Origin of the sequence: Azospirillum sp. B4, from assembly GCF_000333275.1 — a bacterium.
Classification (GTDB): Bacteria; Pseudomonadota; Alphaproteobacteria; order Azospirillales; family Azospirillaceae; genus Nitrospirillum.
The window spans coordinates 1-12,499 of record NZ_BACU01000722.1 but is presented as its reverse complement, the minus strand read 5'-3'; the positions used below and the strand labels follow the sequence as shown (position 1 = coordinate 12,499).

Here is a 12,499-nt window from a genome sequence, read left to right as displayed (position 1 = left end):
GCAGATGGAGAAGGTGGACGTCCGCTTCATCTCCGCCACCAACCGCGATCCGCTGGCCGAGGTGGGGGCCGGGCGCTTCCGTGAGGACTTGTACTACCGGCTGCATGTGGTGCCCATTCACCTGCCCCCCTTGCGGGAGCGAGAGGAGGACGTCTGCCTGATCGCCCGCCACTTCCTGGCGGACATGGCGAAGGAGGAGGGCAAAAGCTTCGTTCGCCTGGATCCGGATGCCGAGTCGGCGCTGAAGGCCTACGACTTCCCAGGCAACGTCCGGCAGTTGCAGAACATCCTGCGCAATGTGGTGGTGTTGAACGACGGACCGGTGGTGACCCGCGCCATGCTGCCCGAACCGTTGCGCCCCGAACCGGTGTGCCCCGAGCCGGGGTCGGCTGTGTTTCGGTCCATATCGCCGGGATTCCATGTCCTTGCGTACGGCGTTACGGCGTCCTAGCTTCGTCCCCCAAATCAATCGGCGGCACACCCGTGCGGCCCTGAGAGAGGCGTTGGTCCCGTGGATAGCACCCATCATTCCTCCCTTCCCGCCGCCGAGCCCTACCGGGGCGATGCCGAGCTTGCCCACCTGCTGAGGGCCGCCGGCATCGACCGTGACGTGGCCGCCGTGCGGGACCTGCTGCGCGGTGTGCGCGCGGCGCCGGAGGATGTGGACGCGGGCCAATTCCTGAAGCTGTTCGGCGCCGACCTGCCGGAGGAACTGGTGGCCCAGTTGGCCGCGCTGAAGGCTTTGATCGAGGCGCCGCCGGCGCCGGAGACCGGCGACATCGCCGCCCGCGTGGCGGCGTTGCGCGCGGAACTGGCCCGCGCGAACCTGGACGGCTTCGTCATTCCCCGCGCTGACGAGTTCCAGGGCGAATACGTGCCGGCGCGGGGCGAGCGTCTGGCCTGGATCACCGGCTTCACCGGGTCGGCGGGCGTCGCCGTGGTGCTGCGCGACCGCGCCGCCATCTTCGTCGACGGCCGCTATACCCTGCAGGCCCAGATCCAGGTGTCCGGCAGCCTGTATGAACGCCACCACCTGACGGAAACCTTCCACGGCGACTGGATCGCCGGCGCGGTGAAGAAGGGTGGGCGCATCGGCTATGACCCGTGGCTGCACACCGTCGGCTGGATCGACCGGATGAAGACGGCGCTGGGCCGGGCGGGGGCGGAGCTGGTGGCCGTGGACGCCAACCCGCTGGACGCCGTCTGGCACGACCGGCCATCGGCGCCGCTGGGGCCGGTGGTTGCCCACGCCCTGGCCCACGCCGGCAAGTCCTCCGCCGACAAGCGGGCGGAGATCGCGGCGGAGCTGAAGCGCAATGGCGAGCTGGCGGCCGTGCTGACCCAGCCGGACGGCATCGCCTGGCTGTTGAACATCCGGGGCGGCGACGTGCCCAACACGCCCCTGCCGCTGTCCTACGCTCTGCTGACCAATGACGGTGACGTCGACCTGTTCATCGACAGCCGCAAGCTGGTGCCGGGGCTGGAGGTTCACCTGGGAAACCAGGTCTCCGTGCGCAAGCCCGAAGAGTTGCGCGGCGCCCTGGAGGCCCTGGGCGTCGCCGGCGGCAAGGTGCGGGTGGATCCGGTCTGGACCGCGTCCTGGGTGTTCGATCGGCTGACCGAGGCCGGCGCCCAGGTGGTGAAGGAGCGTGACCCCACCGTCTTCCGCAAGGCCGCCAAGAACAGCGTGGAGATCGCCGGCACCCGCGCCGCGCACGCCCGTGACGGCGTGGCCGTGACCCGCTTCCTCCATTGGCTCAGCACCGCCGCCGCTGGCGGCACGCTGACGGAGATTGAGGCGTCGGACCGGCTGTTCGAATTCCGCAAGGAACAGGCGCTGTTCCGGGGCACCAGCTTCGACAGCATTTCCGGCGCCGGTCCCAACGGCGCCATCGTCCACTACCGCGCCACGCCGGAGACCAACCGGGTGCTGGAAAAGGACAGCGTGTACCTGATCGACAGCGGCGGGCAGTACCTGGACGGGACCACCGACATCACCCGCACCGTGGCCATCGGCACGCCGCCGGTGGCGGCCAAGCGCCACTTCACCCTGGTGTTGAAGGGGCACATCGCGCTGGCCACCCTGCGCTTCCCCAAGGGCACCACCGGGTCGCAGATCGACATCCTGGCCCGCCAGTTCCTGTGGGCCCAGGGCTTGGATTACGACCACGGCACCGGCCACGGTGTGGGCAGCTTCCTGTCGGTGCATGAGGAATCGGCCCGCATCGCCAAGGCGCCGAACGCGGTGGCCCTGGTGCCGGGCATGATCCTGTCGAATGAGCCAGGCTATTACCGCGCCGGCGAGTACGGCATCCGCATCGAGAACCTGGTGCTGGTGCGGCCGGCCGCCGATATACCGGGCGGCGATCATCCCATGATGGCGTTCGAATCCCTGACCCTGGCGCCCATCGACCGCGCCCTGGTCGAGCCGTCACTGCTGACGGAGGCGGAGAAGGCCTGGCTGAACGCCTATCACGCCCGGGTGGCGGAAAAGGTGGGGCCCCACCTGGAGGCGGACGCCGCCGCCTGGCTGGCCGCCGCCACCGCGCCGATCTGAAATAACCGGCGGGTTTGCGGGCTCGCCGGCATCCTTTAAGCTGCCGTCCTCATGATAGGGGGGCGGCAGTGGATCGGCGTTCATTCCTGGCGACAGCCGGCACCGCAGCCGTCATCGCGTCTTCAGCTCCGGCCGTGGCGGTGGCCCTGCCCCGATCAGCCCCCGATGTTGCGCGCGGGCGACAAAGGTGGGGGTGCTGGACCTCAGCACCGCCGTCTACGACCCCGCCGTCGCCGACCGCGTGGCGCCCGTCATCCAAGGCCTGGGCCTGGTGCCGGTGCTGTCCCCCCATCTGCTGGACCGCTCCCGCGCCTTCAAGGCGTCCGTCCAGGAGCGGCTCAGCGACCTGCACGGCTTCATCGCCGATCCCGCCATCCGTGGCGTCTTCTGCGCTCGTGGCGGTTATGGCGTCAGTGAGATCGTGTACCGGGTGGACTACGACCTCATCCGCCGCAATCCCAAGGTCATCCTGGGGTTCAGCGACCCCACGCTGCTGCACCTGGCCATCGCGCGCAAGGCTGGCCTGGTCACCTTCCATGGTCGGATGCCGGGCCTGCAGAAGTTCACGCCCTATTCGCTGGAGGCCATGCGCCGCGCCGTCTGCGTGCCGGAGCCGCTGGGCCCGCTGCGCAACCCGGAGGATGGCAATCCGCTGCGCCCCACCTATCCCTTGCGCACCATCGCGCCGGGCCAGGCCAGCGGCCGCCTGGTGGGCGGCAACCTGTCGATGATCATGGCCGCCATGGGCACGCCGTGGGAGATCGACACCCAGGGGGCGATCTTCCTGTTCGAGGACGTGGACGAGGCGCCCTACACCATGGCCCGCATGCTGTGGACGCTGCGCCAGGCGGGCAAGCTCCAGGCGGCGGCCGGCATCGTCGTCGGCGCCTGCGCCGGCTGCGACAAGTCCTCCGACGCCTCGCCCTATGGCCTGAACGAGGTGTTCGACCTGGTGCTGGGCGATTTGGGCATCCCCGTCTTCTCAGGATTGGCCCTGGGCCACACCGACGACACCCTGACGGTGCCGCTGGGCGTCCAGGCCCACCTGGACGCCACGGCGCGGACGCTGACGGTGCTGGAGAGCGGGGTGGTGGGGTAGGGCCTAGCGGATAGGATCAGCGGCCCTTATCCAGGAAGGCGCGGATGGCCGCGATGGTGGCGGCAGGCTGTTCCTCCATCAGCCAGTGGCCGGAGTTGGGAATCACCACCTCCGTGACGTTGGTGGCGGCGGCGCGCATGACGACGGCCATGGTGGGGCCGAAGGATTTCTCGCCGCCGATCGCCAGCACCGGCATCGACAGCTTGCCCTGGGCCACGAACACCTTGTTGTCCCGGGCGTCCTGGTCGAAGGCGGCGAACTGGTTGAAGCCGGCATGCATGGCGCCGGGTTGGGCGTACAGCGCCGCATAGTGGACGCGCGACGCCTCGCTGAAGCTCTTGGGATCGGCGGAGAACTCGTTCCAGAACCGGTCCAGGTAAATCCGCTCGCGCCCGGCCACCAGCCGTTCCGCGTCCGGACCCTGGAAGGAGAAATGCCATAGCGCCTTGCTGCGCACGATGTCGTCCCAGGGGCCGACGCCGGGCAAAGGGGCGTCCATGAGGACGAAGCGGGTGACCCGGTCGGGGTACTGGGCGGCGAAGGCGTAGCCGACCATGTTGCCGATGTCGTGGGTGACCAGGTCGGCCTTGGCGATTTTCAGGCTGTCCAGCACATGGGCGACATCCTGGCCCTGGGTCTTCTTGTCGTAGCCGCCCTCCGGCCTGGACGATAGGCCCATGCCCCGCAGGTCGGGCACGACCACCGTATAGTCGTGCGCCAGCACGGCCGCCAGGGGGGCCCACATGTCGCCGGTCTCACCATAGCCGTGCAGCAGGATTACAGCGGGGCCGTGACCGCCGACCCGGACATGGAAGGTGGCCTCGGCGGTCTTGATGTCCTGGATCTGGAAATCTGCCGTAAAGGGCTGCACCTGCGCCGTGGCTGGCGCCGCCATCAGCAGGCCTGCCAGAGCGCCGAGCATCTTCGCGCCGAATGAACGTTCGACCATAACCACCTCCTCAATTCTTCCTGACCTTGGTCAGGGGTGCGGCATGGTGCGATCGGGGTGGGGGGCGATATAGATGGCTTAAGCCCAAACTTGTCGCTTGATGGCCAAAACCGGAGGTTGGCCACAGGCGCGCGAAGAAAAAGGCCCGGCGGAGCGATCCGCCGGGCCTGGTCATTTGCACCTACTGAAGGGGCTCAATGCCCTGTTTCCTCAATGGCCGCCGGCCATGGCCTTCACGATCTCCTCGGTCACCTTCTTGGCGTCACCGAACAGCATCATGGTGTTGGGGCGGAAGAACAGCTCGTTCTCCACGCCGGCGTAACCGGCGCCCATGGACCGCTTGATGAACAGCACGGTCTTGGCCTTCTCCACGTCCAGGATGGGCATGCCGTAGATGGGGCTGTTGGGGTCGGTCTTGGCGGCCGGGTTGGTGACGTCGTTGGCGCCGATGACGTAGGCGACGTCCGCCTGGCCGAAGTCTCGGTTGATCTCCTCCAGCTCGAACACCTCGTCATAAGGCACGTTGGCCTCGGCCAGCAGCACGTTCATGTGGCCGGGCATGCGGCCCGCCACCGGGTGGATGGCGTACTTCACGTCCACGCCTTCCTTCTTCAGGATGTCCGCCATTTCGCGAACGGCGTGCTGGGCCTGGGCCACCGCCATGCCGTAGCCGGGCACGATGATGACGCTGGACGCGTTCTTCATGATGAAGGCGGCGTCGTCGGCCGAGCCGGACTTGAAGCTGCGGTCGCCCGCCGGGCCGGCGGCGGCGCCGGCGGCGGCGTCACCGCCGAAGCCACCCAGGATGACGTTGAAGATGGACCGGTTCATCCCCTTGCACATGATGTAGCTGAGGATGGCGCCGGAGGAGCCGACCAGCGCGCCGGTGATGATCAGCAGCGGGTTCTGCAGGGTGAAGCCGATGCCGCAGGCCGCCCAACCGGAGTAGCTGTTCAGCATGGAGACGACGACCGGCATGTCGGCGCCGCCGATGGGCAGGATCAGCAGGAAGCCCAGGGCCAGCGACACCAGGATGATCAGCCAGAAGAAGAAGGCGCTCTGCGTCGTGCACAGCAGCAGGATCAGCAGCACCAGGCCCACCGCCAGGCCCGCGTTCAGCGGGTGCTGCATTGGGAAGACCAGGGGCTTGCCGCTCATGCGGCCGTCCAGCTTCAGGAAGGCGACCAGCGATCCGGTGAAGGTGATGGCGCCGATGGCGATGCCCAGGCTCATCTCGATCAGGGAGCCGACATGGATGTCGCCGTCCGTGCCGATGCGGTATTCCTCCGGCGCGTAGAAGGCGGCGGCCGCGATGAACACGGCGGCCAGGCCCACCAGGCTGTGGAACGCCGCCACCAGCTGCGGCAGCGAGGTCATCTTGATGGTGCGGGCGATGTAGGCGCCGGCGGTGCCGCCGATGGCGATGCCGATAATGATCAGCACGGCCGCCAGGAAGGAGAACTGGGGCAGCACGAACAACGAGGTGACGATGGCCAGCGCCATGCCGGCGATGCCGTAGGCGTTGCCGGTGCGGGCTGTTTCAGGGCTGGAGAGGCCGCGCAGCGCCATGATGAAGCACACGGCGGCCGCGAGGTAGGCGAGCGAAGTCGCGATGAGCATGATGGTCCGGCCCCCTTACTTCTTGGCGCCCTGGGCGGGGGCCTTCTTCTTGTACATGGCCAGCATGCGCTGCGTGACCATGAAGCCCCCGAAGATGTTTACCGACGCAAGGATGACGGCCAGGAAGCCCATCACCATGGAGAAGCCGAAGTGGTGGGCGCCGGTGGCGATCAGCGCGCCGACGATGATGACCGACGACACGGCGTTGGTGACACTCATCAGTGGGCTGTGCAGGGCCGGGGTCACCCGCCAGACCACGTAGTAGCCGACGAAGACGGCCAGCACGAACACCGTCAGGCCGGTGACGATGAAGGGCATGCCCTGCTGGGCCTGGTCGGTCGCGATCTGCGTCGCCTGGTTGGCCACGGTGGCGGCCTGCTCGGCCAGCTTCTGCGCGTTGGTGGCGAGGTCGGCCGCGTTCTTGGCGTAGTTTTGCGCGTCCATGGGGGCTTACTCCGCTTTCTCAGGCGCGGCGGCCGGGTCGGCGGCCGGGGTGGGGGCGGGCGCCGGCGCCTCTGGGGCTGCCGGGGCGGCCGGGGCGAAGGTCGGGTGGACGACCGCGCCGTCGCGCGTCAGGGCCGTGCCCTTGATGATCTCGTCATTCCAGTCGATCTTGAGATCCTTGGTTTCCTTGTCCACCAGGGGTGTCAGGAAGTTCAGCAGGTTCTTGGCGTAGAGGGCGCTGCTGTCCACGGCGATGCGGCTGGGCACATTGGTGTGGCCCACGATCTTCACGCCGTACTTCTCGACGATCTTCCCGGGCTCGCTGCCCTCGACATTCCCGCCCTGCTCCACCGCCAGGTCGATGACCACGGCGCCGGTCTTCATGGTCTGAAGCATGGCGTCGGTCACCAGCACCGGGGCCTTGCGGCCGGGGATCAGGGCGGTGGTGATGACGATGTCCTGCTTCTTGATGGTTTCCGCCACCAGGGCCGCCTGCTTGGCCCGGTACTCGGCGCTCATCTCCTTGGCGTAGCCGCCGGCGGTCTGCGCCTGCTGGAACTCCTCGTCCTCCACCGCGACGAAGGTGGCGCCCAGGGACTGCACCTGTTCCTTGGTGGCCGGCCGCACGTCGGTGGCGGAGACGATGGCGCCCAGGCGGCGGGCGGTGGCGATGGCCTGCAGGCCCGCCACGCCCACGCCCATGATGAAGGCGCGGGCCGGCGGCACGGTGCCGGCGGCTGTCATCATCATGGGGAAGGCGCGGCCGAACTCATACGCCGCGTCCAGCACGGCGCGGTAGCCGGCCAGGTTGGCCTGGCTGGACAGCACGTCCATGCTCTGGGCACGGGTGATGCGGGGAATGAACTCCATGGCGAAGGCGTCGATGCCGGCGTCGGCGTAGCTTTTCACCCGGTCGGCATCGCCATAGGGGCTGAGGATGGCGGCCAGCTTGGCGCCGCGCTTGATCAGCGCCAGTTCCTCGGGCTCCGGCCGCTGCACCTTCAGCACCACGTCGGCGTCGGCCAGCGTGGCTGCGGCGTCCGCCGCGATGGTGGCGCCGGCGGCCTTGAACGCGTCATCGGTGATGGCGGCGCCCAGGCCGGCGCCCGTCTCTATGGTGACGTCGAAGCCCAGCCCGACGAATTTACGTACCGTCTCGGGTGACGCGGCGACGCGCCGTTCCCCCGGTCGACGTTCTTTGGGTACGCCGATTTTCATTGGTTACGCTCCCCATGATCCTGGCCCCCCGGGTCCTGGGGGTGCCAGCCTGATTCAATTTAGTCGCGAGCTTCTTTTGGTCGCGAAGGGCGATGACGCCGGGTCACCATGACCTATCCGGTAATCTTTGTGAAGAAGCGGCGGGGCGTGCGCATGGAACCGTCACAATTTGCGCAATGCTCCGCAGCAAAAGGTGTGTGCGGCATGTCCTCCCCCCGTCGCTGGCGCAACGATGCACAGGCAAAAGTGGAATTGTCCACCGGTTACCATAAGGGCCGGCCATGCGATCGGGCCGGGGTGACCCTGCTACCCAGCGTCGGGGAGCACGGACCCGGAAGCAAGGGGCGAAAAAGGCCTATGCGGGACATGGGGGTGGCGTTGGCGCCGGCCGCGCCGTTAAACTGCGCCCGGTGTTCGCCCATTGGCCGTTGAACCGTCATCAGACAGCAACGGCTTTGATCGGGATGGGCGCCCCATGTGGACGAGAGAGTATGTGATGACCGATTCCCATGCGCTGGCCGCGGCCGGACGCGCCCTGTTCAAGGAACTGACGGAAGCTGGCCGTCCCGTGGTGGGGGTCGGCATCGGTGAGGGCCTGATCTACCTGCGGGTGACGGCGCCGGACCATGGCGCGCCGGAAAACTACCATGGTTATCCCGTGGTGGTGTTTGGTGAGGACGGCGCGCGCCGCCATTGAGGCGCTATACTCCCCCGGCCGTAAGATGGCCGGGTGGGACGGACGTGCGCAGGAGTCGCAAATTCACCGATCGCGGGGAGGGGCTGGCATCGCCGGCCCCTGATGTGCCAACGGACGTCTGCGCGCTGTGCGGCCGCGCGCTCGTGCCCGGCCCCTCGGTGGAACAGCATCATCTGGTGCCGCGCAGCGCCGGTGGGCGGGTGACGGTGCCGCTGCACCGGGTTTGCCACCGTAAAATCCATGCCGAGTTGACGGAGCGTGAGTTGGCCGGACCCTACGCCACGGTCGCGGCCCTGCGCGCCCATCCCGCCATCGCCGCCTTCATCCGCTGGGTTGCCAACAAGCCGCCGGAGTTCACCACGCGGACGGAACCGCGACGGCGCTGAACCGTGGCTGGTTGGCGCGCGTGCCCGTACGCGCTTTGGTGTCCTCGCAAAACCATCTTGATGCCACGCTCTTTTATGCCCAAAAGCATAGGCCTAAAGCCGTATTAATGAAATGTTATTCAAACAGCGGTGATGATCGTCCCGGAGAATTCAATCGTTCGCCTCGGCCTCGATTGCTTGGCGATGAATCCGGGAGGAATAAATGTTCTCTTTCACAAATTTCAGAATTGTCGCCAAGATATTAACCATGCTCGGATTGCTGGGCATTTTCTCCCTGGCGGCGTTCGGGTTTGCCGCCATGCGGATGGCGGCCATCGATGAAAGTTACGGCCGCCTGCTGAGCGGCGCGTCCACCGCCTCCTTGGCGGTGGCGCGGGCCAACCGCAGCCTGGTGTTCATCGAACGCTCCATCTACGAAGGCATGACGGTGACCGACGACGCCGGCAACGCCAAGGCTGTCGCGAACTATCGCAAAGGTGTCGAGGCCTATGAAGGCTTCATGGAACAGGCGAAAACAGCCTTGCCCTCCCGGGCGCTGGAGATCGCGACCTTGCAGCAGGAGATGCGGGCCCTTCTTGCGCCGGAAGGTATTTGCGGGCAGACGGTCGACGCCGCGATAAAATCCAGCAACGCCGACGAGAACGTCCGTATCAGCACCACCATGATGGGGCCCAAGTGCGATCCGGCGCTGTTGAGCCTGTTGGACCGCCAGGCCAAGCTGGCGGACGCGATCCGCGCCGACGCCGATGCCATCGCCCAGCAGAATCACGCGGGGGACATCAACACCATCTGGCTGGTCTTCGCGGTTGTGCTTTCCGGCTTGGCCCTGGTCGGCGGCGTGGCGTTCTACCTGACGGTGACCGGCATCGGCCGTCCGTTGCAGCGGGTGGCGGGCGGTTTGATGAGCTTGGGGCAGGGGAATTACGCCCTGGAGATGGACGGTGTGGAGCGGCGGGACAAGGTCGGGCAGATGGCCCGGGCCTTCAGCGAATTGAAGGTTGGTCTCATCAGGGCCCGGGAGCTGGAGGCCCCCCGAAAGCCCAAGCAGAAGAAAAAGCCCCCCCGGGGGAGCCGGCGGCCCGCATCACCCGCGATTTCGAAGCCAAGATCGGGGAATTGTCCAACACCTTGGCCGCTGCGGCCAACGAGATTGACGCCACGGCCAAGGCGATGTTCAACACGCGGAGGAGACGAACCGCCAGTCCATGGTCGTGTCATCCGCTGCGGAACAGACTTCCGCCAACGTGCAGACAGTGGCGTCGGCCGCCGAGGAACTGTCGGCGTCCATCCAGGAAATCGGCCGGCAGATGGGACGCACCATGGAGACGGTCAACGACGCGGTCACCGAGGCACGCAATACGGACGAGGTTGTGCAGACCCTGTCCGCCGGGGCGGAGCGTATTGGTGATGTGGTCCGGTTGATCGCCGACATCGCCGCCCAGACCAATTTGCTGGCGCTGAACGCCACCATCGAGGCGGCGCGCGCCGGTGAGGCCGGCAAGGGCTTCGCCGTCGTCGCCAGCGAGGTCAAGAGCCTGGCCACCCAGACGGCGAGGGCCACGGAAGAGATCGGCGCGCAGGTTACCGAAATCCGCCAGGCGGCCACCGGTGCCGTGGGGGCCATCCAGGCCATCGCCCAGCGCATCCAGGACATCAGCGGCATCGCCTCGGCCATCGCTGCGGCGGTGGAGGAGCAGGAGGCGTCCACCCACGAAATCGCCCGCAACGTTCAGGAGGCGGCACGGGGAACCGAGGCGGTGACCACCAACATCGCCGGCGTCTCGGAAGCGGCGTCCAGCACGGGGACCGCCGCCTGCCAGGTCCAATCCTCGGCCTCGCTGCTGGCGCGGGACTCCGACAGCCTGAAGCGGGTGGTCAGTTCCTTCACCACGGAAATGAGCGCGGCCTGATCCGGCGCTTTCCAGCGCTTTGACCCACACGACTTTGACGCAAACGGCCCGGGAGCGCTTCCGGGCCGTTTTTCTTCGGCCGGCGCCTGGGGGCTGCCCCCTTCCAAAACGCGGACATGACAAAAGCCGCCCACTGACACTCAGGGGCGGCTCCGTCCGTGCGTCCAGAAAAGGCGCGTGAGAGGCTTAGTAGCCCTCGCGCTCCAGACGCTTGCGCAGCAGCTTGCGGGCGCGGCGAATGGCCTCGGCCTTCTCACGGGCGCGCTTCTCCGAGGGCTTCTCGTAGTTGCGACGCAGCTTCATCTCGCGGAAAATGCCTTCGCGCTGCATCTTCTTCTTGAGAGCGCGGAGGGCCTGATCGACGTTGTTGTCACGAACCAGCACTTGCACGGGACGTCACCACTCCAAACAGAGAAAAGGTTTAACGGGGTATAGCCAAGACGCACGGTCGCGCAGGCAGCCCGATCGGAGGCCGGTGGTATAACACAGGCATCCAGCCCTGTGAAGCCTTTCCGGTCGCGGCCGCGCGCAGCCCCTATGCGTTGGCGGGAGGGGCGGGCGGCGAGGCCCGGAGCCTGATCAACCTGGAGCCTGATCAAAAGGACAGGACGATGCGTGCTGGGTGACAGCCGGTCGATCCCATGGAAACTTGAAAGGGCGGCCCCCATATCGGCTGGGGGCACGCCGGGCGGGGCCGCCGAGACGACACGTGACGCTGGGGGAAGGGGGAACATTGGCCATCCTGAAGATCGCCCGCATGGGCCACCCGGTTTTGCGGCGTCCGGCCGTGCCGGTGGAAGAGCCGATACCCGCTGTGGTGCGCCAACTGGCCCAGGACATGATCGAAACCATGGTCGATTCGTCCGGCGTGGGCCTGGCCGCCCCCCAGGTGCATGTCGGCTGGCGGGTGATCGTCTTCCGCGTCCCGGGGGAGCGCGCGGGCGGCGAGAGCGTCGAGGCCCAAGTGCTGGTCAACCCGGTGATCGAGCCTCTGTCGGATGAGATGCAGTTCGGCTGGGAGGGATGCCTGTCCATTCCCGGCCTGCGGGGCGCCGTGCCCCGCCACAACCACGTCCGGTATCGCGGCCTGGCCCTGGATGGCACGGTGGTGGAGCGGGAGGCCCGGGGCTTCCACGCGCGGGTGGTTCAGCATGAGTGCGATCACCTGGACGGCATCCTTTACCTGGACCGGATGGATGACCTGCGTTTCCTCAGCTTTACCGAGGAAATGAAGTATTTCGGTACCGAGTCGGTGCCCAAGCTGCCGGGCTGACCGCGAAGCGGGGCGATGTTTGGGGGTGGAGGCGGGCGGTCCGGCCGTCCTATACTGGCCCATCCTGTAACGGATTGACCCCGCGCGGGCGTTCCACCCCGCGCCCCTCGCAAGGGATACTGTCCGCCGCCGTGCAGCAGCTGTCCGGCGCGGCGGGTGAAATCCTGATCGCCATCAACCAGATCAGCCGGGGGGCCCAGGTCCAGGCCGCCGCCACCCAGCAATCCAGCAGCGCCATGGCGCAGATCCAGCGGGCCGCCCATGCTACCGGGGACCATGCCACCCAGGCGCTGGAGCGGGTGGAACGCTGCCAGGCGCTGCTGAAGCAGGGCCGGGGCAGTGTCGC

Annotated in this window: 13 protein-coding genes and 1 pseudogene; 9 read left to right on the top strand and 5 right to left on the bottom strand. The window is 67.3% G+C overall.

The features are described from left to right. The 3 genes from I55_RS32300 to I55_RS32290 all read left to right on the top strand — a co-directional run. Positions 1 to 451 (top strand): sigma 54-interacting transcriptional regulator (locus I55_RS32300; protein WP_148294096.1); only part of this gene is annotated, 451 nt, incomplete at its 5' end. A 60-nt stretch (positions 452 to 511) separates the two neighbouring features. Continuing rightward, positions 512 to 2,557: an aminopeptidase P family protein gene (locus I55_RS32295; RefSeq protein ID WP_044564836.1), complete on the top strand. Its 2,046-nt coding sequence runs from the start codon at positions 512 to 514 to the stop codon at positions 2,555 to 2,557. Positions 2,558 to 2,744: 187 nt separating this feature from the next. Beyond that, on the top strand, positions 2,745 to 3,656 hold the full coding sequence (locus tag I55_RS32290; RefSeq protein ID WP_252181401.1) for an LD-carboxypeptidase: 912 nt from the start codon (positions 2,745 to 2,747) through the stop codon (positions 3,654 to 3,656). Between the two features lie 16 nt (positions 3,657 to 3,672). Here the strand turns inward: I55_RS32290 and I55_RS32285 are convergent, their stop codons facing one another. The 4 genes from I55_RS32285 to I55_RS32270 form a co-directional block, all read right to left on the bottom strand. Continuing rightward, positions 3,673 to 4,605: an alpha/beta fold hydrolase gene (locus I55_RS32285; protein WP_083901626.1), complete on the bottom strand. Its 933-nt coding sequence runs from the start codon at positions 4,603 to 4,605 to the stop codon at positions 3,673 to 3,675. A 210-nt stretch (positions 4,606 to 4,815) separates the two neighbouring features. Further along, positions 4,816 to 6,225, bottom strand: a complete 1,410-nt coding sequence (locus tag I55_RS32280) for an NAD(P)(+) transhydrogenase (Re/Si-specific) subunit beta (RefSeq protein ID WP_044564834.1) — start codon at positions 6,223 to 6,225, stop codon at positions 4,816 to 4,818. A gap of 15 nt (positions 6,226 to 6,240) precedes the next feature. Continuing rightward, positions 6,241 to 6,669, bottom strand: coding sequence for an NAD(P) transhydrogenase subunit alpha (locus I55_RS32275; protein ID WP_044564833.1), 429 nt, complete (start codon positions 6,667 to 6,669; stop codon positions 6,241 to 6,243). A 6-nt stretch (positions 6,670 to 6,675) separates the two neighbouring features. Next, positions 6,676 to 7,887 carry a Re/Si-specific NAD(P)(+) transhydrogenase subunit alpha gene (locus tag I55_RS32270; RefSeq protein WP_044564832.1) on the bottom strand — a complete coding sequence of 404 codons (1,212 nt, stop codon included), beginning with the start codon at positions 7,885 to 7,887 and terminating at the stop codon, positions 6,676 to 6,678. Between the two features lie 496 nt (positions 7,888 to 8,383). On the opposite strand from I55_RS32270, the gene I55_RS32265 reads away from it, so the two are divergent. From I55_RS32265 to I55_RS32255, 4 genes are all read left to right on the top strand, one after another. Beyond that, a complete protein-coding gene (locus I55_RS32265; RefSeq protein ID WP_252181400.1) occupies positions 8,384 to 8,584 on the top strand; it encodes a hypothetical protein in 201 nt (66 codons plus the stop codon). A 44-nt stretch (positions 8,585 to 8,628) separates the two neighbouring features. Further along, positions 8,629 to 8,970: an HNH endonuclease gene (locus I55_RS32260; RefSeq protein WP_044564830.1), complete on the top strand. Its 342-nt coding sequence runs from the start codon at positions 8,629 to 8,631 to the stop codon at positions 8,968 to 8,970. Positions 8,971 to 9,172: 202 nt separating this feature from the next. Then, complete coding sequence (locus tag I55_RS38870) at positions 9,173 to 10,378, top strand: hypothetical protein (protein ID WP_049974730.1); 1,206 nt, start codon at positions 9,173 to 9,175, stop codon at positions 10,376 to 10,378. Continuing rightward, positions 10,278 to 10,880 carry a methyl-accepting chemotaxis protein gene (locus I55_RS32255; protein ID WP_049974729.1) on the top strand — a complete coding sequence of 201 codons (603 nt, stop codon included), beginning with the start codon at positions 10,278 to 10,280 and terminating at the stop codon, positions 10,878 to 10,880. Before I55_RS38870 ends, I55_RS32255 begins: the two co-directional genes overlap by 101 nt. A 186-nt stretch (positions 10,881 to 11,066) precedes the next feature. Here I55_RS32255 and rpsU read toward each other — a convergent pair whose 3' ends face one another. Beyond that, on the bottom strand, positions 11,067 to 11,270 hold the full coding sequence (rpsU, locus tag I55_RS32250; protein WP_012567245.1) for a 30S ribosomal protein S21: 204 nt from the start codon (positions 11,268 to 11,270) through the stop codon (positions 11,067 to 11,069). Between the two features lie 343 nt (positions 11,271 to 11,613). Here rpsU and def point away from each other — a divergent pair, with 343 nt between their 5' ends. Further along, positions 11,614 to 12,153 carry a peptide deformylase gene (def, locus tag I55_RS32245; protein ID WP_044564829.1) on the top strand — a complete coding sequence of 180 codons (540 nt, stop codon included), beginning with the start codon at positions 11,614 to 11,616 and terminating at the stop codon, positions 12,151 to 12,153. 131 nt (positions 12,154 to 12,284) lie between these two features. Continuing rightward, positions 12,285 to 12,499: pseudogene (locus I55_RS32240) on the top strand (methyl-accepting chemotaxis protein); the annotation flags it as partial.